We start from the raw sequence: 19,244 nt of genomic DNA, 5'->3' as shown, positions 1-19,244 counted from the left end.
CGGCCACGCTGAGTGATGTGAACCAACAAATTGCCGGCCTCCAACGGCCCACCACTGAGCGCGCGTTCACCGTGCTGCTCTCCCCCACCCGCCGGGGCGCCCGGCTCGCCCGGCTGCTCGCCGTGGCGCATCTGGACCTCTGGGGCCTGCCTTCGGCGGCGGCGGCGCACATCGTCGCCGAGCTGGCCGCGAACGCGGCGGTGCACGGGAGGGTGCCGGGCCGGGACTTCCAACTGGCCGTAGCCGTCCGCGAGGACACCGTGCTCCGGATCGAGCTGACGGACACGAAGGGCGACTGCCTGCCCGTGGCATCCGTACCCGGCGAACACGCGGAGAGCGGGCGGGGCCTGTTGATCGTCGAGGCCCTGTCCGACCGCTGGGGCGTGACCTCGGGGCCGGTTCCGCGCAAGACGGTGTGGGCCGAACTCGACCTCGTACCGTGACGCGATCGGCCCACCGGGTCGCGGAAATCCACGACCTCGTCCATGGGGTCGCGGAAACCCGCGACCCGGTGCGCCACGACATCAAATGCTTTGAAAGAAACCGGGGAAAGGACCCAACCCCACCCCACCCGACCTCCGTACGGACCCTCATCACTCGCGCGGGTGACAAATGGCAACTGGGCTGGTTTTGAGGCGGCTTGTCGGGCATATGCTCGCCGCAACAACCCAGACACGAGTCGGCCCCGACCAGGACTGAGAACCCCGGCCGGGGCCTGACCACCGAGGAAGAAGAGACCTTCCCGATGACTGCCCAGCAGGTTATCGCGCCCCCGTGCGCCCCGCCCGTTCCTCCCGGCGACGTCACACCGACCTCCGGTGTCATTCACGTCAACACCCGCCACGCGTCCGGCTTCACGGTCATCGGCAACCACCTGGCCCAGCACGACGCGCTCTCCCTCCTGGCGATCGGGCTCGCCGTCCACATCCAGTCGCTGCCCGAAGGCGCGAAGGTCGGCGTCAAGACGCTCGCGGCCCGCTTCCCGGAGAGCGAGATGCGCATCGCGGCGGCCCTGCGCGAGCTGGAGGCGGCGGGTTACCTGCGCCGCACCCGCGTACGCCTCAGGGACGGCCGCGTGGTGACGCGCACGGAGTCGTACAACCGCCCGGGCACCACCCCAACGCGCCCCGCACCGCAACCGCCGCGCCCCCGGCCCGAGCCGAAGCCCACCGCCGCGCCGACGACCCCGCCCGCCCCCGCAGCCAGGACGACGCTCCCGGGGCCGCTCCCCCACCCCCGCACCCCCACCGACGCCCTCCACCGGACCGCCGCCCTGCTCCTCGCGGACCTCCGCCGCCACGCCCCCGAACTGACGCTCTCCGAGGCGGACATCGCCACCCTCGCCCCGGGGGTCGCCGCCTGGCTGGAACGCGAAGCACACCCCGACACCGTCCGTCGTGCCCTCAGCACGTCCCTCCCCACACCGGTCACGCACCCGGCGAGGCTCCTCCGCCACCGGATCACCACCCTCCTGCCGCCCCCGCTCCCGGCCCCGGCGGACCTCGTCCCGCAACGCCCGGCGCCGCCGCCCGTGATCCCCCTCCAGAACTGCGACGACTGCAACCGCGCCTTCCGCGCCCCGGCCCCGGGGCCCTGCCGCGACTGCCGGACCGGCGGTTTCCAGTAACGGAAACTCCACCCTCTTGATCCCGGGCGACGGGACAGCAAGCATCGGATCACCGCACTCGTCCATAAGGAGACTCCGTGAAGCTGACACGACTGGTCGGCCAGTGCGACGAGGGCGAGTGCCCTGCGATCTACGCCACGGACCGGGGAACACTTGCCGTCCAGGGCAGCCGTTTAGCCGACCACGGGCTGAATGTCCCCGCTCACGAGACGCTGGTGGAAATTCCGGTCGAGCTCATCCGAAAGGCCATGCGTGACAACCTCGTCTAAGTCCCTCGGAGACTGGCTCGAAGACTTCGAACGAGAAGCGTTCCGCCTTGAGACGCTGGACGATTACAGCAAATCGGGCGGGGTCGATGCCTACCGGGCGTTTCTGGCGGGAGAACCGCAGCCGGAGAGTTACAGAACAGCCGGCTGGCTCACAACTGTGGGGAACGCGGTCCGGGCAGGGAAGCGGATCTACCGCGTACACGTCCTCGCTCGCCCGCTGACGGAATATCTACGCTTCGAACTTTCCTGGGGATACCGCCGCAATATGACCGCCGGTGAGGAGTTCTACATCCTGGACACGACTGGTCGGGACAACCCGATCACGGACGCACCGGATTTCTGGATGTTCGACGAGCGAGCTGTCGGGACGATGAGCTACACGCAGGACGGCAGGTATACCGGCACTGTATTCCCCGGAGAGGAACGGCTGCCCGAGTTTCTGGCGTTCAGGGACAAGGCGATGGAACACGCCGTCCCCTTCACTGAATGGTGGTCGAAGTACGGCGAGTGAACAAACACAGCCTTGGACCGGCGCTACGGGCACTTCGGGAGTCCTCCGGACTCGAAGCAAAAGCGGTTGCCCGTGGCGCCGCCATGTCCCGGTCCAAGCTGTCGAAGATCGAGGACGGGAACACGGCCCCGAGCGTCACCGACGTCGACTGCATCCTCACCGCCATAGGCGTATCGGATGAGGCAAAGGCCGAGTACATGGCAGCCGCCAGGCAGGCGGCCACGGAAGCCACGGCGTGGCGGCTGATCCGCCGTCTGGGCTACAGCCGCAAACAACAGCAGGTGCAGGCCCTCGAATCACAGACCACACTGCTGCGCCTGTTCCAGCCCTCCCTCGTCCCCGGCCTGCTCCAGACCCCCGAATACGTCAGGGCGGTCTTCGCCCGCGGGAACTTGAGCGAAGCCCAGCTGGAGCGCACGATCGGCGCACGACTGGCACGGCAGAGCGTCCTTTACTCGGAAGGCAAGACTTTCCGTTTCATCATCACGGAATCGGTCCTCCGGTGGCGGATCGTTCCGCCCCTGGTACTGGTGGGACAGCTCGATCGGGTCATCTCGACGTCCCGACTGCCCAATGTGGACATCCGAGTGGTCGAGTTGTCGGCCCCGCAGCATGATTTTCCGGGCCATTCGTTCTCAATCAAGGATGACCGCACGGTAGCCATCGAGACGGTCCACGCCGAGACATCTCGTAACTCCCGAGCTTTTCGATAAGGTGTCCGAATTCTGCGCCGTGGAGTACGGGCACGAAATGTGCACGGCCCGAAATATCGTGGACCAAGCCCTTGCCTTCCTCAAGGTCATGGGCGACGCCCGCGCGTTCGACATGACGCCGTCCCGGATTGTCGATCCGGGCTGGCATTCGTTCGCGCTCCACACCCGCGCCTACGCCGCCTGGTGTCAGGAGCAGTTCGGCTACTTCCTGGACCACGAACCAGGGGCCACCATCCGCACGCGCCCGCTGATCGGCTCCGTGGTGGAGCGAGTCAAGGCAGCCGGCTTCTACGTCGACGAGCGGATGTGGGACGTGGCGAAGGACTGCAATCCTCCGGCCTGTTGCGGCGACGGCGACGGTTGCTGAGCGCAGGTGCCGCCCGTGGTATCCGGAGCCGGTCTGACCGGCAGCAGCAGAGTCACCGTATTCGTGATGTTCGGCGTGGTCTTCGGGTACGCCACCCACCACCTCGACGCACGTCGGATCGGGGACGTCGCCGTCGTCGGCCCGCTGACTCCCGGCGTCGATTGGGGGCGCCTGTGGCAGATGGCCCGCCACTGCGGACGGCCCACGGCAGGCGAGACCGAACTGGCCCGATGGGTGCTGACCCAAGCCACTCGGGCGTTCGTGTGCGGTAGTGAGCGCATCGCGCAGTTCCACGAGCGGGGATGGACGTTGGCCCCCGGCGGCACGTGCGTGCGGTTCGATTCGACGTACGCCAACCGTGACCAACTCTGGACGGGAAACATGACCATCGACGGGCTCGCCCCCGACCAGATCTCGGAACGGCACACGCTCTACCCCGCCTGACCGCGCCTTCCGCTGCCCGGCCCCGGGCCTGCTCTCCCGGGTTTCCGAGGTGCTCGGCGTCGATGTCCCGCCTCCCGTCCCGGCCACCGTCCTCACCAGGAACGGCCACTGAGTGGCCTCCGGCAGCAACTGGTCCGTCCGCAGCGGTTCTCCTGGTCTGTAGAGCTGTTCACGCATGGCCAGCGCCCCTGCTGCGTCAAGCGGCCCGATCCGCGTCTCACCACCTGTCGAGCGCACTGCGCGCAGCTGGGAAAGCTCGAGGTCGTGGCGGTCCAGCAGGTCGGGGCTGTGACTCGTCACGATCACCTGGCGTCGCTCGCTCGCGTCGCGCAGCGCATCCAGCACAACCCCCGGCGCTGCCGGGTGCGGGCGGTGCCGTTACGGTCAGGCCGCTGTGGCGCCCGCCACCCGGCCTGCGGGGCACCAGCGGCCCCCTTGACGCTCCTGCCGTGTAGGGATGACGCTTGTGCAAGCTGGCGCAAGCCACTCAACACCGGAGGCAGCCATGGCACTACGGTTCATCGGGATTGATCCAGACACCGGGCAGCAGGGCTCCCCCACCGTATGGGTGGACGAGGAAAAGGGGGAGCTGGTGCTTCAAGGCTGGAAGCCGGACGAGAGGCTAGAGGCGGAGTGCGCGGCGTTCGAGGTCTCCGGGCACGCTCCGGGCATCCCGCCGCACGAAGCCGTAATTCGGATTCCGGCCCGTATGGTGCCGATGCTCAGGAAGGCGTGCGATGTCGCAGAACGAGCCGGGCTTTAACGAGTTGCTGGCCGCAGCCAAGCACTCGGCTGTGCACCTGGAGCTGCGCGACTCGTACGGCGTGGGTGATGAGGCGGAGGACTTCGAGACCTGGAAGCGTACGGGCATGCGGGACATCGACCCGGCGTCCACCTACTGGACGCCGTGGGTTGATTTGATTCGCAGCACCGTGGCCCGAGGCGTGACCGTCCGCCGCGCCCGCGTCGTATCGGAACCGGTAACGGATTACATCCGGTACGAGCACGCCGGCACTGTGGTCAACCTCCACGCCGGGGAGCAGGTGCGCTGGCTGCCCAGGCGGCAGGCTTCCGACATCGCGCTTCCCGGAAACGACTGCTGGGTGTTCGACGGAGGGATCGCGCTCTTCAACCATTTCTCCGGTAATGGGAACTGGTCCGAGCCCGGCTGGGAGGTTCGTTCCGAACCCGCCGTAACACGTCTGGCCTCAGCTGCGTTCGAGGCAGTCTGGGAGCGAGGCATCCCGCACGAGAAGTACACGGTCTGACCTGACGGAAAACGAAGAGCCCACTCATGTCCGCGTCCCCCTCGTCCAGCGCCCAGGCCGCCCGTGAAGCCATCGCCGCCCGTCTCGGATGCCTACGCAAAGACGCGGAGCTGACCGGGCATGAGTTGGCTCTTCGGTGTGGCTGGAGTCCCGCGAAGTCTTCCCGCATTGAGCGGGCCAAGACCCCTGCGTCGGCCGCCGACATCCGCGCCTGGTGCAAAGCGTGCGGAGCAGACGACCAAACAGACGATCTGATCGCGGCGAACCGCCAAGCCGACCAAATGTACGTCCACTGGCAAAAGCTGCACCGGCACGGCATGCGCCGGGCACAGGAGGAGATCGTCCCTCTCTACGAGCAGACCCACCACTTCCGCGTGTACTGCTCGAACGTAGTACCGGGCATGCTCCAGACCGAGGCGTACGCGGCAGCTCTGCTCTCGACCATTGCCACCTTCCAAGGAACCCCTGACGACTCGCAGACGGCGGCAGCATCCCGCATCGAGCGTTCACACGTGCTCCATGACGGCAACCACCGCTTCGCTCTCCTGTTGGAAGAAACGGTGCTCCGCTATCGCATTGGCGACGCGCCCGCCATGGCTGGACAGCTCGGCTACCTGCTGGCCGTGATGGCGCTTCCAAACGTGAGCCTCGGGGTAATCCCTTTCACGGCCCAGCGGCTTGTCTGGCCCTTGGAAGCCTTCTATCTCTTCGACGGACGCCAAGCGAGCGTGGAGCTGCTCACAGCCGCAGTGAACGTCACGGCGCCCAGCGAGGTTGCCACATACGCCAAGGCGTTCTCCGAGCTGTCCAAGCTCGCTGTCTACGGTGCGCCCGCCCGTGCTCTGATCTCGGATGCGATCACATCTCTCGGTTAGTTCGCGTGCAAGCTCGTGCAAGACCGTGGCCCGCTCCGTTCCCCGCTTTCTAGGGTCATTCCATCGGCTTCGGAAGCGATCGGAAGGGCGCGGCGTAATGACGACGGAACCGAATCGGTGGCACGAACCAACGGTGACGCTGCCTACGCGGACGGCCCCCTCGCCCCGGCCGGCGGCCGGTTGCCCCGAGTGCGCGCGGCCGGGCCGGCTCCGGAAGGCCGCTGCGGTGGAGCAGACCACCGAGGCCATAGGGGCCACGGAGACTTCCGCCCGCTGGGGGCGGGAGGCGGCCTCACTAGGCCGTCAAGCAGATCAGGAGGTGCAGGCATGACTGCCCGCGACAAGCCCGAGGACGGCGGAGAGAAGTGCCCGCCTCCGCCCGCCGCGTAGCCAGCCCCCAACCGTCGAGAGAGGGAATCTCACTGTGACAACCATGCTGGAACCCCCCGTCGCCTTACGGCACGGGCGGGACCTTGTCAGTGCCGAGCTGTTCGAGAAGGTGTCGGACTTCTGCGCGGAGGAGTACGGACACGAGCTGTCCACTGCCCGCCGGATCGTGGACCAGGCCCTTGCCTTCCTCAAGGTCATGGGCGACACGCGCGCCTTCGACATGACCCCGTCCGACACCGTGGACCCCGGATGGCACTCGTTTGTGCTCCACACCCAGGCGTACGCCACGTGGTGCGAGGAACAGTTCGGGTTCTTCCTCGGACATGAGCCCAAGGCCACCGTCCGCACCCGCCCGCTGATCGGTGCTGTGGTGGACCGCGTCAGGGCGGCCGGGTTCCACGTCGATGACCGTCTGTGGGGCGCGGCGAAGGACTGCAACCCGCCCGCGTGTTGCGGCGACGGCGACGGCTGCTGACCCACTCTCACTGAACGGAAGCGGTCCGGGCGTGGCTAAGGCGCCCGGACCGCCACAGCCAAGGGTTCCAAAGATGAGCAGCAATGACGAGAGCCTGACCGGACGAAGTCGGGTCACGGTGTTCGCGATGTTCGGCACGGTCTTCGGCTCCGCCACACACCATCTTGACGAACGACGGATCGGGGACGTGGCCGTAATCGGCCCCCTGACCCCTGCTGTCGAGTGGCCACGGCTGTGGCAGATGGCCCGTTCCTGTGGCAGGCCCGCGGCCAAGGACACCGAACTCGCACAGTGGATTCTGATCCAGGCAACGCGGGCGTTCGTCTGCGGAAGCGACCGTATCGCGCAGTTCCATGACCGGGGCTGGAAGCTGAAGGCCGGTGGGAAGCGCGTCAGATTCGAAACCACCTACGCCAACCGAGACCACCTGTGGACCGGCAACCTGGCCGTGGACGACCTCAGCCCTGACCAGGTAGCCGAGCGCCCTTCACGCTACCGAGCGTAGCTCGGTAGCGCTGATGCCTCGAAGCGACCCGGGGCCCGAACGTCCATCAGGAACTCAACGGCCGCCCACGCAAGACGCTCGGCTGGGATACCCCGGCCGAGCGTCTACGCGATCTGCTCACCACCTAAAACCAAGTGGTGTTGCGACGCCCCCTTGAACCTGGGCATCGCGCCGGGGGCCTTCTCGTTCATACAGGTCAGCACCCGTTCCGCGCCCAGTATTCCCCCAGCATGACGCCCAGGATCAGTCCGGAACGGCCCCGAACGGACCGCAAGCCGGCAGCCGCTCCGCGATCACCCGAGGAGCCAGCTGACCTGCGAAAACCCTGCTACGGCAGGTTCCGCGCCATCACGATGCGCTGGACCTGGTTCGTGCCCTCGTAGATCTGGGTGATCTTGGCGTCGCGCATCATCCGCTCCACCGGGTAGTCCCGGGTGTAGCCGTAGCCGCCGAGGAGCTGGACCGCGTCCGTGGTGACCTCCATCGCGACGTCGGAGGCGAAGCACTTGGCGGCGGCGCCGAAGAACGTGAGGTCGGCGTCGACGCGCTCGGACTTGGCGGCGGCCGAGTACGTGAGCTGGCGGGCCGCCTCCAGCTTCATCGCCATGTCGGCCAGCATGAACTGCACGCCCTGGAAGTCGGCGATCGGCTTGCCGAACTGCTTGCGCTCCTGGACGTAGCCCTTGGCGTAGTCCAGCGCGCCCTGGGCGACGCCGAGGGCCTGGGCGGCGATGGTGATGCGGGTGTGGTCCAGGGTCTTCATCGCGGTGGCGAAGCCGGTGCCCTCCTCGCCGATCATGCGGTCGGCGGGGATGCGGACGTTGTCGAAGTAGACCTCGCGCGTCGGGGAGCCCTTGATGCCGAGCTTCTTCTCCGGGGCGCCGAAGGAGACGCCCTCGTCGGACTTCTCCACGACGAAGGCCGAGATGCCCTTGGAGCGCTTGGCCGGGTCGGTGACGGCCATGACCGTGTAGTACTCGGAGACGCCCGCGTTGGTGATCCAGCGCTTCACACCGTTGAGGACCCAGGAGTCGCCGTCGCGCACGGCGCGGGTCTTCATGCCGGCGGCGTCGGAGCCCGCGTCCGGCTCGGAGAGGCAGTACGAGAACATGCCGTCGCCCTTGGCCAGCGGGCCCAGGTACTTCTTCTTCAGGGCCTCGGAGCCGGACAGGATCACCGGGAGGGAACCGAGCTTGTTCACGGCCGGGATCAGGGAGGAGGAGACGCAGGCGCGGGCCACCTCCTCGATCACGATGACCGTGGCGAGCGCGTCGGCGCCTGCCCCGCCGTACTCCTCCGGTACGTGGACCGCGTGCAGATCGGCGGCGGTGAGGGCGTCCAGCGCCTCCTGCGGGAAGCGGGCCTCCTCATCGACCGCGGCCGCGAACGGGGCGATCTTCGCCTCGGCGAGCGCACGCACCGTCTCACGGAGCATCTCGTGCTCCTCGGCCGGACGGTACAGGTCGAAATCGGTCGAACCCGCCAAGACGCTCACTCCCCAGGGTGCTAACTACCGTTAAGTAACCCAATTTTAGGCGCCCGCCCCGTCTCCGGCATACGCGCTCGGGCCGTGAGCTTCGCGACAGCCGGAGCGACAGCCGGAGCGACAGCCGGAGCGACAGCCGGAGCGACAGCCGGAGCGACAGCCGGAGCGACAGCCGGAAATGGGGTTTCAGGGGCAGGACTATGCTCATTCACCGCATGTCTGTCCGCATCTCACAGGAGCACTACATGGCCCTCAGGATCACTGTGATCGGTACCGGCTATCTCGGCGCCACGCACGCCGCGGCCATGGCGGAACTGGGATTCGAGGTCCTTGGACTCGACGTGGTGCCCGAGAAGATCGAGATGCTGTCGGCCGGCCGGGTGCCGATGTACGAGCCCGGGCTGGAAGAGCTCCTGAAGAAGCACGTCGCCGGCATCGAGGGCGCCACCGGACGGCTGCGGTTCACCACCTCCTGGGAGGAGGTGGCGGAGTTCGGCGATGTGCACTTCGTCTGCACCAACACCCCGCAGAAGCACGGCGAGTACGCCTGCGACATGTCCTACGTCGAGAGCGCCTTCGACTCGCTCGCCCCGCTGCTGACCCGGCCCGCCCTCGTCGTCGGCAAGTCCACCGTGCCGGTCGGCTCCGCGGCCCGGCTCGCCGAGCGCCTCGCCGAGCTGGCCCCCGTGGGCGCCGACGCGGAGCTGGCGTGGAACCCGGAGTTCCTGCGCGAGGGCTTCGCCGTGAACGACACGCTGCACCCGGACCGGATCGTCGTCGGTGCGAGGAGCGAGCGGGCCGAGAAGCTGCTGCGCGAGGTGTACGCCGTACCGGTCGCCGAGGGCTCCCCGTTCGTCGTGACGGACTTCCCGACCGCCGAGCTGGTGAAGACCGCAGCCAACTCCTTCCTCGCCACCAAGATCTCCTTCATCAACGCCATGGCCGAGGTCTGCGAGGCCGCCGACGGCGACGTGGCCAAGCTCGCCGAGGCGATCGGGCACGACGAGCGCATCGGGAAGAAGTTCCTGCGGGCCGGCATCGGCTTCGGCGGCGGCTGCCTGCCCAAGGACATCCGCGCGTTCATGGCCCGCGCCGGTGAGCTGGGCGCCGACCAGGCGCTGACGTTCCTGCGCGAGGTCGACTCGATCAACATGCGCCGCCGCGGCCACATGGTGGAGCTGGCCCGCGAGGCCGTGGGCGGCGGCTCCTTCCTCGGCAAGCGGGTCGCCGTGCTGGGCGCCACGTTCAAGCCGGACTCTGACGACGTACGCGACTCGCCGGCGCTCAACGTCGCGGGGCAGGTGCACCTCCAGGGCGGCCAGGTCACCGTCTTCGACCCGAAGGGCATGGAGAACGCCCGCCGCCTCTTCCCCACCCTCGGTTACGCGGACAGCGCCCTGGACGCGGTGCGCGGCGCCGACGTGGTGCTGCACCTGACGGAGTGGCGCGAATTCCGCGAGCTGGACGCCGAGGCGCTCGGCGCGGTGGCGGGCCACCGGATCATCCTCGACGGGCGCAACGCGCTGGACCCCGTCGTGTGGCGCGAGGCCGGCTGGACCTATCGGGCCATGGGCCGCCCGAAAGCCTGACCGGCTCCGCCGTCCTCAGCCGCGCTTCGCGCGGTACGTACGCATCTTCGCGCGGGCGCCGCACACCGACATCGAGCACCACCGGCGGCGCCCCGCCGGGCTGCGGTCGTAGTACGCCCACCGGCAGTCCGCCGCCTCGCACGCCTTGAGCCTGGTCCAGGTGCCGCCGGCCGACGCGGCGGCGATGGCGGCCGCGATCCGTGCCGTGAGACCGGGCGGCTCCTCCACCGGGCGCAGCGCGGCCCCTCCCGCCGCGTCCACGGTGACGCGCAGGGGCGCATCGGCCAGCAGCCGGTCCAGTACGAGGTCGCAGTCGCCCTCCTCGCGGTGTCCCGCGTGGGCCAGGCACGCCGCGCGCAGGGCCTCGCGCAGGGTGCGGGCCGCCGGCACGTCCGGTTCCGCGAGGGCGAACGCGGCGCGCCCGTCCGCCGTGTCGAGGGTGTCCGCACCGGTCTCGACGTCCAGGGTGTTGACCAGCGCTTCCACCAGCGCGAGCCCGCCGGGTGCGGATTGCCTCTCATTCATGGTTGCGACGGTACCTCCGGTGCGGCAGCATGCAGTCATGGTTACCGGTTTAGCGGCTTTAGCGGTAACCACCTGTCCGTCATCTGCCCGCGAATCTGCCCGAGGAGAAGCAACATGGCTGTGGCCGCACTGGGTGCCGTCGTCCTGGACTGCCCCGACCCCGTCGCCCTGGCGAACTTCTACGCCGCGCTGCTCGGCGGCGAGGTCGAGCAGCAGGAGGACTGGGTGGACCTCACGGGGATCACCGGCACCTCGCTCGCCTTCCAGGCGGCGCCCGGCTTCGTACCGCCGAAGTGGCCGCGCCCCGACGCCTCGCAGCAGGTCCACCTGGACCTGACCGTGACGGACCTGGACGCGGCGGAGCGCGAGGTGCTGGCGCTGGGCGCGACGGTGCTGGAGGCGGACGACCGGGAGCGGTCCTTCCGGGTGTACGCCGACCCGGCGGGGCACCCGTTCTGCCTCTGCGCCTGTCAGGGAGCGTGAGGACGCCCCCGTGGCTCAGGCCGCCGGGGCGTCCAGCTGTTCGATCGTGGCGTGCGACGGGCCGCGGCGCGTGCGCAGGTCCCGTGCCACGTCCTCGGCGGCGCGCAGCACCCGTACCGCGTTCTGCCAGGTGAGCTTGGCCAGGTCGGCGGCGGACCAGTTGCGGCGCAGCAGCTCCGCGATCAGGTTCGGGTAGCCGGCGACGCTCTCCAGGCCCTGGGGCAGGAACGCGGTGCCGTCGTAGTCGCCGCCGATGCCGATGTGGTCGATGCCGGCGACCTCGCGCATGTGGTCGAGGTGGTCGGCGATGGTGGCCACGGTCGCCTTCGGGCGGGGGTTGGCCGCCTCGAACGCGGCGTGCGCCTTCATCGCGCGCTCGGTGGTGTCCAGGTGGTGCAGCCCGTTCGCGCGCAGGTTCTCGTCGGCGGCGTGCGTCCAGGCGACGGCCTCCGGCAGGACGAACTTCGGTACGAAGGTGGCCATGGCGATGCCGCCGTTGGCCGGGAGCTGCGCGAGGACGTCGTCGGGGATGTTGCGCGGGTGGTCGCAGACGGCCCGGGACGAGGAGTGCGAGAACATCACCGGGGCGGTGGAGGTGGCGAGCGCGTCGCGCATGGTCGTCGCAGCGACGTGGCTGAGGTCGACCAGCATGCCGGTGCGGTTCATCTCCCGTACGACCTCGTGGCCGAACGGCGAGAGGCCGCCGACGCCGGGCTCGTCGGTGGCCGAGTCCGCCCAGGCGATGTTGTCGTTGTGGGTGAGCGTCATGTAGCGGACGCCCAGCGCGTACAGGCCGCGCAGGGTGCCCAGCGAGTTGTCGATGGAGTGGCCGCCCTCGGCGCCCATCAGGGAGGCGATGCGGCCCTCGGCGCGGGCCGCCTCCATGTCGTCGGCGGTCAGGGCGCGGCGCAGGTCGGCGGGGTAGCGGTCGAGGAGTTCGGCGACGGCGTCGATCTGTTCCAGGGTGGCGCTGACGGCGGCGTCGCCCGCCAGGTCGGACCGTACGTAGACGGACCAGAACTGGGCGCCGACGCCCCCTGCGCGCAGCCGGGGGATGTCGGTGTGCAGGTGGGCCGACTGGTCGGTGGCGATGTCCCGCGCGGCCAGGTCGTAATCGACCTGCTCGCGCAGCGCCCACGGCAGGTCGTTGTGGCCGTCGGCCACGGGGTACTCGGCGAGGAGTTCCCGGGCCCGGTCCAGTCGGTCCGTCATCGTCCCTACTTCCCGAAGCCGAAGGACTCCGCGCCCGCGGCCTTCTGGCGCAGCCGCTTGCCCTTCTCGGTCGCCTGGTCGTTCAGGTCGCCCAGGAAGTCCGTCATCCGGCGCTGCAGCTCGCCGTCGTGCGCGGCGAGGATGCGGACGGCCAGCAGGCCCGCGTTGCGGGCGCCCGCGATGGAGACGGTGGCGACGGGGATGCCGGCGGGCATCTGGACGATGGACATGAGGCTGTCCATGCCGTCCAGGTACTTCAGCGGGACGGGGACGCCGATGACGGGCAGCGGGGTGACCGAGGCGAGCATGCCGGGCAGGTGGGCGGCGCCGCCCGCGCCCGCGATGATCGCTTTGAGGCCGCGGCCCGCCGCGTTCTCGCCGTACGCGATCATCTCGCGCGGCATGCGGTGGGCGGAGACGACGTCGACCTCGTACGGGATCTCGAACTCGTCGAGGGCCTTGGCCGCCGCTTCCATGACGGGCCAGTCGGAGTCCGAGCCCATGACGATGCCGACGAGCGGTGCGGCGGAGGCGGGGGAGGTCATTCGGTGATCGTTCCTCGCAGGTAGTCGGCCGCGTGCCGGGCGCGCTCCCGCACGTCCGCCAGATCGTCGCCGTAGGTGTTGACGTGGCCGACCTTGCGGCCGGGCTTCACGTCCTTGCCGTACATGTGGATCTTGAGCTGCGGGTCGCGGGCCATGCAGTGCAGGTAGCCCTGGTACATGTCCGGGTAGTCGCCGCCCAGGACGTTGCACATGACCGTCCAGGGGGCGCGGGGGCGCGGGTCGCCGAGCGGGAGGTCGAGGACCGCCCGGACGTGGTTGGCGAACTGCGAGGTGATCGCGCCGTCCATGGTCCAGTGCCCGGAGTTGTGCGGGCGCATCGCCAGCTCGTTGACGAGAATGCCGGGGGTCCCGTCGTCGCGACGGGTCTCGAACAGCTCGACCGCGAGGTGGCCGACCACGCCCAGCTCGGACGCGATGCGCAGCGCGAGCTGCTGGGCCTCGCCCGCCAGCGCCTCGTCCAGCTCGGGGGCGGGGGCGATGACCGTGTCGCAGACGCCGTCGACCTGGACGGACTCGACGACCGGGTAGGCGACGGCCTGGCCGTGCGGCGAGCGGACGATGTTGGCCGCCAGCTCCCGTACGAAGTCGACCTTCTCCTCCGCGAGGACCGGGACACCGGCCCGGAAGGGCTCGGCCGCGTCCGCCTCGGAGCGGACCACCCAGACGCCCTTGCCGTCGTAGCCGCCGCGCACGGTCTTGAGGATGACCGGGAAGCCTCCCGCCTCCTCGGCGAAGGCCGCGGCGTCGGCCGGGTCCTCCACGATGCGGTGGCGGGGGCAGGGCGCGCCGATCTCGGTGAGCTTCGCGCGCATCACCCCCTTGTCCTGGGCGTGCACCAGAGCGTCGGGGCCGGGGCGTACGGGGATGCCGTCCGCCTCCAGGGCCCTCAGGTGCTCGGTCGGCACGTGCTCGTGATCGAAGGTGATCACGTCACAGCCGCGCGCGAAGGCCCTCAGCGTCTCCAGGTCGCGATAGTCGCCGACGACGACCTCGCCCACCACCTGGGCCGCGGAGTCCTGAGCGGTGTCGCTGAGGAGCTTGAACTTGATGCCGAGGGGGATGCCCGCCTCGTGGGTCATACGGGCGAGCTGACCGCCACCGACCATGCCGACTACCGGGAACGTCACGCCTCCAGGGTATCCGCACGGCCGGGGCGCGGCCCGGGGCGGGGGCCCGGGCCGTCACGGACCCGCCACACCCGCACCGGAACGCACAGGCGTCCGCCGGGTGTCCTGGTTAGCATGGCCGGGTTGACGGAACACGGAGCGGAACCTACGGACGGGCTGAGCGATCACATGAGCGAACGAGGCGCACTGCGGGCCCGGCTGGAGCTGCTGGCCCGGGAGGTCGCCAAGTTCGGCGTGGTCGGCGCGGTCGGCCTGGTGGTCAACATCGCCGTGTCCAACCTGCTGTGGCGCTACACGGACATCCCCACGGTGCGCGCGGGCCTGCTCGCCACGTTCGTCGCGATCCTGTTCAACTACGTGGGCTTCCGCCACTGGACCTACCGCGACCGCGACAAGTCCGGCCGCACCCGGGAGCTGACGCTGTTCCTGCTGTTCAGCGCGGCGGGCGCGGTCATCGAGACCGGGGTGCTGTACGTGGCGACGTACGGGTTCGGCTGGGACACCCCGGTCCAGAGCAACGTCTTCAAGATCGTCGGGATCGGTGTCGCGACGCTGTTCCGCTTCTGGTCCTACCGGACGTGGGTCTTCAAGGCGCTTCCCGCGCCTTCGGAGGCCGCGTCCGACAAAGAGGCCATCGTGAGCGTGCCCGCTCCCGCGGTGCGGGTGGAGGTGGATCCGGCTCGTCGGTAGGACCGGGGCGTCCGGGTGGGCGCTTTTGTCCCCAATCGCCGGACGGGCTTGATACGGGCTTGGTTTCGCCGTCCCGGTCTACCGCACCGGGCGTTCCGGTTCCTCCCTCGGCTGGGCCATCCGGCTGAGGAACAGGGCGAAGACCGGGGGCTGCTGCTGGAGCAGTTCCAGCCGGCCGCCGTCCGCCTCCGCGAGGTCGCGGGCGACCGCGAGGCCGATGCCCGTGGAGTTGCGGCCGCTGATGGTCCGCTCGAAGATCCGGGCGCCCAGGTCGGCGGGGACCCCGTGGCCCTCGTCCGTCACCTCGATCACCGCCTGGTTGCCGGTGACCCTCGTACGCAGGGCGACCGTGCCGCCGCCGTGCATGAGCGAGTTCTCGATCAGCGCGGCCAGGACCTGGGCGACCGCGCCCGGGGTGCCGACCGCGCTCAGCCCCTGCTTGCCGGAGCAGACGATGGCGCGGCCCTCGTTTCGGTAGGCGGGGCGCCACTCCTCGATCTGCTGCTTGACGACCTCGTCCAGGTCGAAGACGACCGCGGAGCCCGTCCGGGGGTCGCGGGCGTTGGTCAGCAGCCGCTCCACCACGTCGGTGAGCCGCTCGACCTGGGTGAGGGCGATGTGCGCCTCCTCCTTCACGGTCTCCGGGTCGTCGGTGAGCGAGATCTCCTCGATCCGCATGGACAGGGCGGTGAGCGGCGTACGGAGCTGGTGGGAGGCGTCGGCGGCGAGCCGGCGCTCCGCGGTGAGCATCCGGGCGATCCGCTCGGCGGAGGCGTCGAGGACGTCCGCGACGCGGTCCAGCTCGGGCACCCCGTACCGCCGGTGGCGCGGGCGGGGGTCGCCGGAGCCCAGGCGCTCGGCGGTCTCGGCGAGGTCGGTGAGGGGCGAGGCCAGCCGGTTGGCCTGGCGTACGGCGAGCAGGACGGCCGAGACGATGGCGAGCAGCGCCACCGCCCCGATGATCATCAGCGTGCGGCCGACCTCGCGGGTGACGGCGGAGCGGGACTCCTCGATGGTGACCTTCTCGCCGTGCTCGCCCGTCTCCGTCGCGGTGATCACGCTGCCGCTGGGGCGCTCGCCGACCTCGATGGGGGCGCGGCCGTCCATCTTCACCAGGGCGTACCGATCGTCGTCGACCTGCTCGGCGAGCACCCCGGGGTTGATCCGCTCGGCGCCCAGGAGCCGGCTCTCGATGACGCTGATCAGCCGCAGCGCCTCGGAGTCGACGCTCTCCTGGGCGCTGTTGCTGATGGTGCGGGTCTCGACGATGACGAGGGAGACGCCGAAGACGGCGATCACCACGAGCACGACGGCGAGGGTGGAGTTGATCAGTCGTCGGCGCATGCCTGCTTCTGTACGTCAGCTCGTGCGGATGGCGTGGAGCGCGATCGCCCCGGCGCGTGTGTGTGTCAGCTCTTCTCGAAGCGGAAGCCGACGCCCCGGACCGTGTGTGTGTCAGCTCTTCTCGAAGCGGAAGCCGACGCCCCGGACCGTGGCGATGTAGCGCGGGTTGGCGGCGTCGTCGCCGAGTTTCTTGCGGAGCCAGGAGATGTGCATGTCGAGGGTCTTGGTCGAGGACCACCAGGTGGTGTCCCAGACCTCGCGCATCAACTGGTCGCGGGTGACGACCCGGCCCGCGTCGCGCACGAGGACCCGGAGCAGGTCGAACTCCTTGGCGGTGAGCTGCAGTTCCTCGTCGCCCATCCAGGCGCGGTGCGACTCGACGTCGATGCGCACGCCGTGGGTGGCGGGCTGCGGGGCGGGCTCGGTGGCGCCGCGCCGCAGCAGGGCCCGGACCCGGGCGAGGAGTTCGGCGAGGCGGAAGGGCTTGGTGACGTAGTCGTCGGCGCCCGCGTCGAGCCCGACGACCGTGTCCACCTCGTCGGCGCGGGCGGTCAGCACCAGGACCGGCACGGTGTGACCCTCGGCACGGAGCCTGCGAGCGACTTCGAGGCCGTCCATCCCGGGCAGCCCCAGGTCGAGCACGACCAGGTCGATGCCGCCCTGGAGGCCGGCGTCGAGAGCGGTCGGACCGTCTTCCCGCACCTCGACCTCGTAACCCTCCCGCCGAAGGGCGCGGGCCAGCGGCTCCGAGATGGATGCGTCGTCCTCGGCGAGCAGTACACGGGTCATGCACTGATGGTAGTCCGCGCGACGGACGGGGAGGGAGGTGATCCAAGAGCCCTGCGGGTCTGCGCCCCGTTACCGGGGGGACCTTCGAATGTGTGACTGTGGTTGCACCTGGACCTGTGATCCATCTCTCAAGTCCTTCCATATCGGGCTCTGTCGTGTCGTATGGTGTCTCGACGCCTGATGCACTACTCAAGGACCTTTGGGCAGCTCTGAGCGCCAAGGGTCTCTTTTGTGTGCGGGGCCGGTACCCGCCGGCCCGGAAGTTTCAGTGAATGACCTGTGGGCCGGGCCCGGACGCCGATGAAGGCGTCCCGGGCGTGGATCCCGTCGCGGTGGGCGTACCCGCGTCGGTGCCGGCCTCCCCCCACCGGGCGCGTACCGCCTCCTTGAGGCGTCGCGTCCCGAGCACACAAGGATCGATCATGGCGTCCAGCCTGACGAAGGACCCGTCGAGCACCGCTGGTGGCGAGAAGACCTTCTTCGGCCACCCCCGGGGCCTGGCCACGCTCTTCATGACCGAGATGTGGGAGCGCTACAGCTTCTACGGCATGAAGGCACTGCTCCCGCTGTACCTGATCGCGCCCGGCGGCATGCACATGAACGCCACCACGGCCACGACGATCTACTCGGCCTACATGGCGATGGTCTACCTGCTCGCCATGCCCGGCGGCTGGATGGCCGACCGCTTCTGGGGGCCGCGCAAGACGGTCGCCGTCGGCGGCGCCGTCGTCATCCTCGGCCACATCACGCTCGCGGTGCCCAACTCGGCTACCTTCTTCGCGGGTCTGGCCCTCGTCGCGCTCGGCTCGGGGCTGCTGAAGGCCAACATCTCCACGATGGTCGGCCACCTCTACAAGGGCCCCGAGGACCCGCGCCGGGACGGCGGCTTCACGCTCTTCTACATCGGCATCAACGTCGGCGCCTTCCTCGCCCCGCTGTCCATCGGCACCGTCGGCGAGAACGTCAACTGGCACTTCGGCTTCGCGCTGGCCGCGGTCGGCATGGCCCTGGGCCTCGCCCAGTTCCTGCTCGGCACCCGCCACCTGAGCCCGGAGAGCGACGTCGTCGCCACCCCGGCCACGGAGCAGGAGAAGAGCTCCGCCCTGCGCAAGGGCCTGATCTGGCTGATCGTCGCGGTCGCCTTCTACGGCCTGCTCGGCGTCACCGGCAACTTCGTCGACTGGGGCGTCCTGCCGATCACCCTGGCCGGACTGATCATCCCGGTCGCCGTCCTGGTCCGCATGAAGCGCGACAAGGAGCTGACGGGCACCGAGCAGTCCAAGCTGTCGGGCTACATCTGGTTCTTCGTGGTCGCCGCCGTCTTCTGGATGATCTACGACCAGAACGGCTCGACCCTGTCGATCTTCGGCGAGCACTCCACGACGAACACCCTGCTCGGGTTCCACTTCCCGACGTCCTGGTACCAGTCGCTGAACCCGATCTTCGTCATGGCACTGGCCCCCGTGCTCGCCTCGGGGTGGCTGTGGCTGAACAAGCGCGGCAAGGAGCCGAGCACCGCCGTCAAGTTCGCCTCCAGCCTCGTGCTGATCGGTGTCTCCTTCGCCGTGTTCCTGATCCCGCTGATCGACACCGCCGCCAACGGCGGCAAGGTCAGCCCGATGTGGCTGGTGGCGATCTACTTCATCCAGACGGTCGCCGAGCTCTGCCTCTCCCCGGTCGGCCTGTCGGTCACCACGAAGATGGCCCCGGCGAAGTACAGCTCCCAGATGATGGGTGTCTGGTTCCTCGCCGTCACCGCCGGCGACTCCGTGACCGGCCTCCTCACCTCCAAGCAGATCGGCATCGACCTGGACAACACCGGGTCCGTCGCCTTCGAGGTGGTCCTGGCCGTCATCGCCGGTGTCGGCATCTGGATGTACCGCAAGAAGGTCTCCCAGCACATGGGCGACGTGCACTGACCGCACAGCCGCGCGAAGGGCCGCCGCACCGTGGGAACGGTGCGGCGGCCCTTTCCGTGTGCCGTACGGG

23 protein-coding genes are annotated in these 19,244 nt (G+C 69.4%); 16 read left to right on the top strand and 7 right to left on the bottom strand.

Features of this window, described 5'->3' with window-relative positions; genetic code table 11:
- Positions 1 to 17: 17 nt before the first annotated feature.
- The 12 genes from E6R18_RS18570 (at position 18) to E6R18_RS18510 (ending at position 7,444) form a co-directional block, all read left to right on the top strand.
- Positions 18 to 443, top strand: a complete 426-nt coding sequence (locus E6R18_RS18570) for an ATP-binding protein (protein WP_136318010.1) — start codon at positions 18 to 20, stop codon at positions 441 to 443.
- A 302-nt stretch (positions 444 to 745) separates the two neighbouring features.
- Entirely contained in the window at positions 746 to 1,627 is an 882-nt protein-coding gene (locus E6R18_RS18565) for a helix-turn-helix domain-containing protein (RefSeq protein WP_136318009.1), read from the top strand.
- A gap of 77 nt (positions 1,628 to 1,704) precedes the next feature.
- Positions 1,705 to 1,896 carry a hypothetical protein gene (locus E6R18_RS18560; protein ID WP_136204498.1) on the top strand — a complete coding sequence of 64 codons (192 nt, stop codon included), beginning with the start codon at positions 1,705 to 1,707 and terminating at the stop codon, positions 1,894 to 1,896.
- On the top strand, positions 1,880 to 2,407 hold the full coding sequence (locus E6R18_RS18555; protein ID WP_136318008.1) for a DUF6879 family protein: 528 nt from the start codon (positions 1,880 to 1,882) through the stop codon (positions 2,405 to 2,407). Before E6R18_RS18560 ends, E6R18_RS18555 begins: the two co-directional genes overlap by 17 nt.
- On the top strand, positions 2,404 to 3,120 hold the full coding sequence (locus E6R18_RS18550) for a helix-turn-helix transcriptional regulator (RefSeq protein ID WP_240799785.1): 717 nt from the start codon (positions 2,404 to 2,406) through the stop codon (positions 3,118 to 3,120). Before E6R18_RS18555 ends, E6R18_RS18550 begins: the two co-directional genes overlap by 4 nt.
- Before the next feature lies 1 nt (position 3,121).
- A complete protein-coding gene (locus E6R18_RS18545; RefSeq protein WP_240799782.1) occupies positions 3,122 to 3,487 on the top strand; it encodes a hypothetical protein in 366 nt (121 codons plus the stop codon).
- Between the two features lie 15 nt (positions 3,488 to 3,502).
- Complete coding sequence (locus tag E6R18_RS18540) at positions 3,503 to 3,931, top strand: hypothetical protein (protein WP_136318007.1); 429 nt, start codon at positions 3,503 to 3,505, stop codon at positions 3,929 to 3,931.
- Positions 3,932 to 4,436: 505 nt separating this feature from the next.
- Positions 4,437 to 4,694 carry a hypothetical protein gene (locus E6R18_RS34925; RefSeq protein ID WP_136318006.1) on the top strand — a complete coding sequence of 86 codons (258 nt, stop codon included), beginning with the start codon at positions 4,437 to 4,439 and terminating at the stop codon, positions 4,692 to 4,694.
- Complete coding sequence (locus E6R18_RS18525; protein ID WP_136318005.1) at positions 4,669 to 5,199, top strand: DUF6879 family protein; 531 nt, start codon at positions 4,669 to 4,671, stop codon at positions 5,197 to 5,199. Before E6R18_RS34925 ends, E6R18_RS18525 begins: the two co-directional genes overlap by 26 nt.
- 26 nt (positions 5,200 to 5,225) lie before the next feature.
- On the top strand, positions 5,226 to 6,074 hold the full coding sequence (locus tag E6R18_RS18520) for a helix-turn-helix transcriptional regulator (protein WP_136318004.1): 849 nt from the start codon (positions 5,226 to 5,228) through the stop codon (positions 6,072 to 6,074).
- Between the two features lie 433 nt (positions 6,075 to 6,507).
- The gene (locus E6R18_RS18515; RefSeq protein ID WP_240799781.1) at positions 6,508 to 6,939 is read left to right on the top strand and encodes a hypothetical protein; all 432 of its coding nucleotides are present in this window, start codon (positions 6,508 to 6,510) and stop codon (positions 6,937 to 6,939) included.
- Positions 6,940 to 7,012: 73 nt separating this feature from the next.
- A complete protein-coding gene (locus E6R18_RS18510) occupies positions 7,013 to 7,444 on the top strand; it encodes a hypothetical protein (RefSeq protein WP_136318003.1) in 432 nt (143 codons plus the stop codon).
- Between the two features lie 328 nt (positions 7,445 to 7,772).
- Here E6R18_RS18510 and E6R18_RS18505 read toward each other — a convergent pair whose 3' ends face one another.
- Positions 7,773 to 8,930, bottom strand: coding sequence for an acyl-CoA dehydrogenase family protein (locus tag E6R18_RS18505; protein ID WP_136318002.1), 1,158 nt, complete (start codon positions 8,928 to 8,930; stop codon positions 7,773 to 7,775).
- 245 nt (positions 8,931 to 9,175) lie between these two features.
- Between E6R18_RS18505 and E6R18_RS18495 the strand changes: the two genes are divergently transcribed.
- Entirely contained in the window at positions 9,176 to 10,519 is a 1,344-nt protein-coding gene (locus E6R18_RS18495; RefSeq protein ID WP_136318042.1) for a UDP-glucose/GDP-mannose dehydrogenase family protein, read from the top strand.
- A 15-nt stretch (positions 10,520 to 10,534) separates the two neighbouring features.
- Here E6R18_RS18495 and E6R18_RS18490 read toward each other — a convergent pair whose 3' ends face one another.
- On the bottom strand, positions 10,535 to 11,044 hold the full coding sequence (locus E6R18_RS18490; RefSeq protein WP_136318000.1) for a CGNR zinc finger domain-containing protein: 510 nt from the start codon (positions 11,042 to 11,044) through the stop codon (positions 10,535 to 10,537).
- A 114-nt stretch (positions 11,045 to 11,158) separates the two neighbouring features.
- On the opposite strand from E6R18_RS18490, the gene E6R18_RS18485 reads away from it, so the two are divergent.
- Positions 11,159 to 11,527, top strand: a complete 369-nt coding sequence (locus tag E6R18_RS18485; protein ID WP_136317999.1) for a VOC family protein — start codon at positions 11,159 to 11,161, stop codon at positions 11,525 to 11,527.
- A gap of 15 nt (positions 11,528 to 11,542) precedes the next feature.
- Here the strand turns inward: E6R18_RS18485 and E6R18_RS18480 are convergent, their stop codons facing one another.
- From E6R18_RS18480 to E6R18_RS18470, 3 genes are read right to left on the bottom strand one after another with little or no spacing between them, the layout of a single operon-like run.
- Positions 11,543 to 12,739: a dipeptidase gene (locus E6R18_RS18480; protein WP_136317998.1), complete on the bottom strand. Its 1,197-nt coding sequence runs from the start codon at positions 12,737 to 12,739 to the stop codon at positions 11,543 to 11,545.
- Positions 12,740 to 12,744: 5 nt separating this feature from the next.
- The gene (gene purE / locus E6R18_RS18475) at positions 12,745 to 13,284 is read right to left on the bottom strand and encodes a 5-(carboxyamino)imidazole ribonucleotide mutase (protein ID WP_136317997.1); all 540 of its coding nucleotides are present in this window, start codon (positions 13,282 to 13,284) and stop codon (positions 12,745 to 12,747) included.
- Positions 13,281 to 14,432 carry a 5-(carboxyamino)imidazole ribonucleotide synthase gene (locus tag E6R18_RS18470; protein WP_240799780.1) on the bottom strand — a complete coding sequence of 384 codons (1,152 nt, stop codon included), beginning with the start codon at positions 14,430 to 14,432 and terminating at the stop codon, positions 13,281 to 13,283. The genes purE and E6R18_RS18470 overlap by 4 nt, the downstream gene beginning before the upstream one ends.
- 168 nt (positions 14,433 to 14,600) lie before the next feature.
- On the opposite strand from E6R18_RS18470, the gene E6R18_RS18465 reads away from it, so the two are divergent.
- Positions 14,601 to 15,122 carry a GtrA family protein gene (locus E6R18_RS18465; protein ID WP_136317996.1) on the top strand — a complete coding sequence of 174 codons (522 nt, stop codon included), beginning with the start codon at positions 14,601 to 14,603 and terminating at the stop codon, positions 15,120 to 15,122.
- Positions 15,123 to 15,200: 78 nt separating this feature from the next.
- Here the strand turns inward: E6R18_RS18465 and E6R18_RS18460 are convergent, their stop codons facing one another.
- Positions 15,201 to 16,466 (bottom strand): ATP-binding protein, encoded by a 1,266-nt coding sequence (locus E6R18_RS18460; protein WP_136317995.1) that lies wholly within the window; start codon positions 16,464 to 16,466, stop codon positions 15,201 to 15,203.
- A gap of 111 nt (positions 16,467 to 16,577) precedes the next feature.
- Positions 16,578 to 17,255 (bottom strand): response regulator transcription factor, encoded by a 678-nt coding sequence (locus E6R18_RS18455; protein WP_018524728.1) that lies wholly within the window; start codon positions 17,253 to 17,255, stop codon positions 16,578 to 16,580.
- 422 nt (positions 17,256 to 17,677) lie between these two features.
- Here E6R18_RS18455 and E6R18_RS18450 point away from each other — a divergent pair, with 422 nt between their 5' ends.
- Positions 17,678 to 19,174 (top strand): oligopeptide:H+ symporter, encoded by a 1,497-nt coding sequence (locus E6R18_RS18450; RefSeq protein ID WP_136317994.1) that lies wholly within the window; start codon positions 17,678 to 17,680, stop codon positions 19,172 to 19,174.
- Positions 19,175 to 19,244 lie beyond the last annotated feature (70 nt).

The sequence above is a fragment of the Streptomyces sp. A1277 genome (assembly GCF_004795015.1).
Classification (GTDB): domain Bacteria; phylum Actinomycetota; class Actinomycetes; order Streptomycetales; family Streptomycetaceae; genus Streptomyces.
This window is presented reverse-complemented; position numbering and strand designations above follow the sequence as displayed.

Coding starts and splice junctions, on each gene's coding strand:
- E6R18_RS18565 (WP_136318009.1), top strand. CDS start 746: ATGACTGCCCAGCAGGTTATCGCGCCCCCGTGCGCCCCGCCCGTTCCT.
- E6R18_RS34925 (WP_136318006.1), top strand. CDS start 4,437: ATGGCACTACGGTTCATCGGGATTGATCCAGACACCGGGCAGCAGGGC.
- E6R18_RS18525 (WP_136318005.1), top strand. CDS start 4,669: ATGTCGCAGAACGAGCCGGGCTTTAACGAGTTGCTGGCCGCAGCCAAG.
- E6R18_RS18520 (WP_136318004.1), top strand. CDS start 5,226: ATGTCCGCGTCCCCCTCGTCCAGCGCCCAGGCCGCCCGTGAAGCCATC.
- E6R18_RS18515 (WP_240799781.1), top strand. CDS start 6,508: ATGCTGGAACCCCCCGTCGCCTTACGGCACGGGCGGGACCTTGTCAGT.
- E6R18_RS18510 (WP_136318003.1), top strand. CDS start 7,013: ATGAGCAGCAATGACGAGAGCCTGACCGGACGAAGTCGGGTCACGGTG.
- E6R18_RS18495 (WP_136318042.1), top strand. CDS start 9,176: ATGGCCCTCAGGATCACTGTGATCGGTACCGGCTATCTCGGCGCCACG.
- E6R18_RS18490 (WP_136318000.1), bottom strand. CDS start 11,044: ATGAATGAGAGGCAATCCGCACCCGGCGGGCTCGCGCTGGTGGAAGCG.
- E6R18_RS18485 (WP_136317999.1), top strand. CDS start 11,159: ATGGCTGTGGCCGCACTGGGTGCCGTCGTCCTGGACTGCCCCGACCCC.
- E6R18_RS18480 (WP_136317998.1), bottom strand. CDS start 12,739: ATGACGGACCGACTGGACCGGGCCCGGGAACTCCTCGCCGAGTACCCC.
- purE (WP_136317997.1), bottom strand. CDS start 13,284: ATGACCTCCCCCGCCTCCGCCGCACCGCTCGTCGGCATCGTCATGGGC.
- E6R18_RS18465 (WP_136317996.1), top strand. CDS start 14,601: ATGAGCGAACGAGGCGCACTGCGGGCCCGGCTGGAGCTGCTGGCCCGG.
- E6R18_RS18460 (WP_136317995.1), bottom strand. CDS start 16,466: ATGCGCCGACGACTGATCAACTCCACCCTCGCCGTCGTGCTCGTGGTG.
- E6R18_RS18455 (WP_018524728.1), bottom strand. CDS start 17,255: ATGACCCGTGTACTGCTCGCCGAGGACGACGCATCCATCTCGGAGCCG.
- E6R18_RS18450 (WP_136317994.1), top strand. CDS start 17,678: ATGGCGTCCAGCCTGACGAAGGACCCGTCGAGCACCGCTGGTGGCGAG.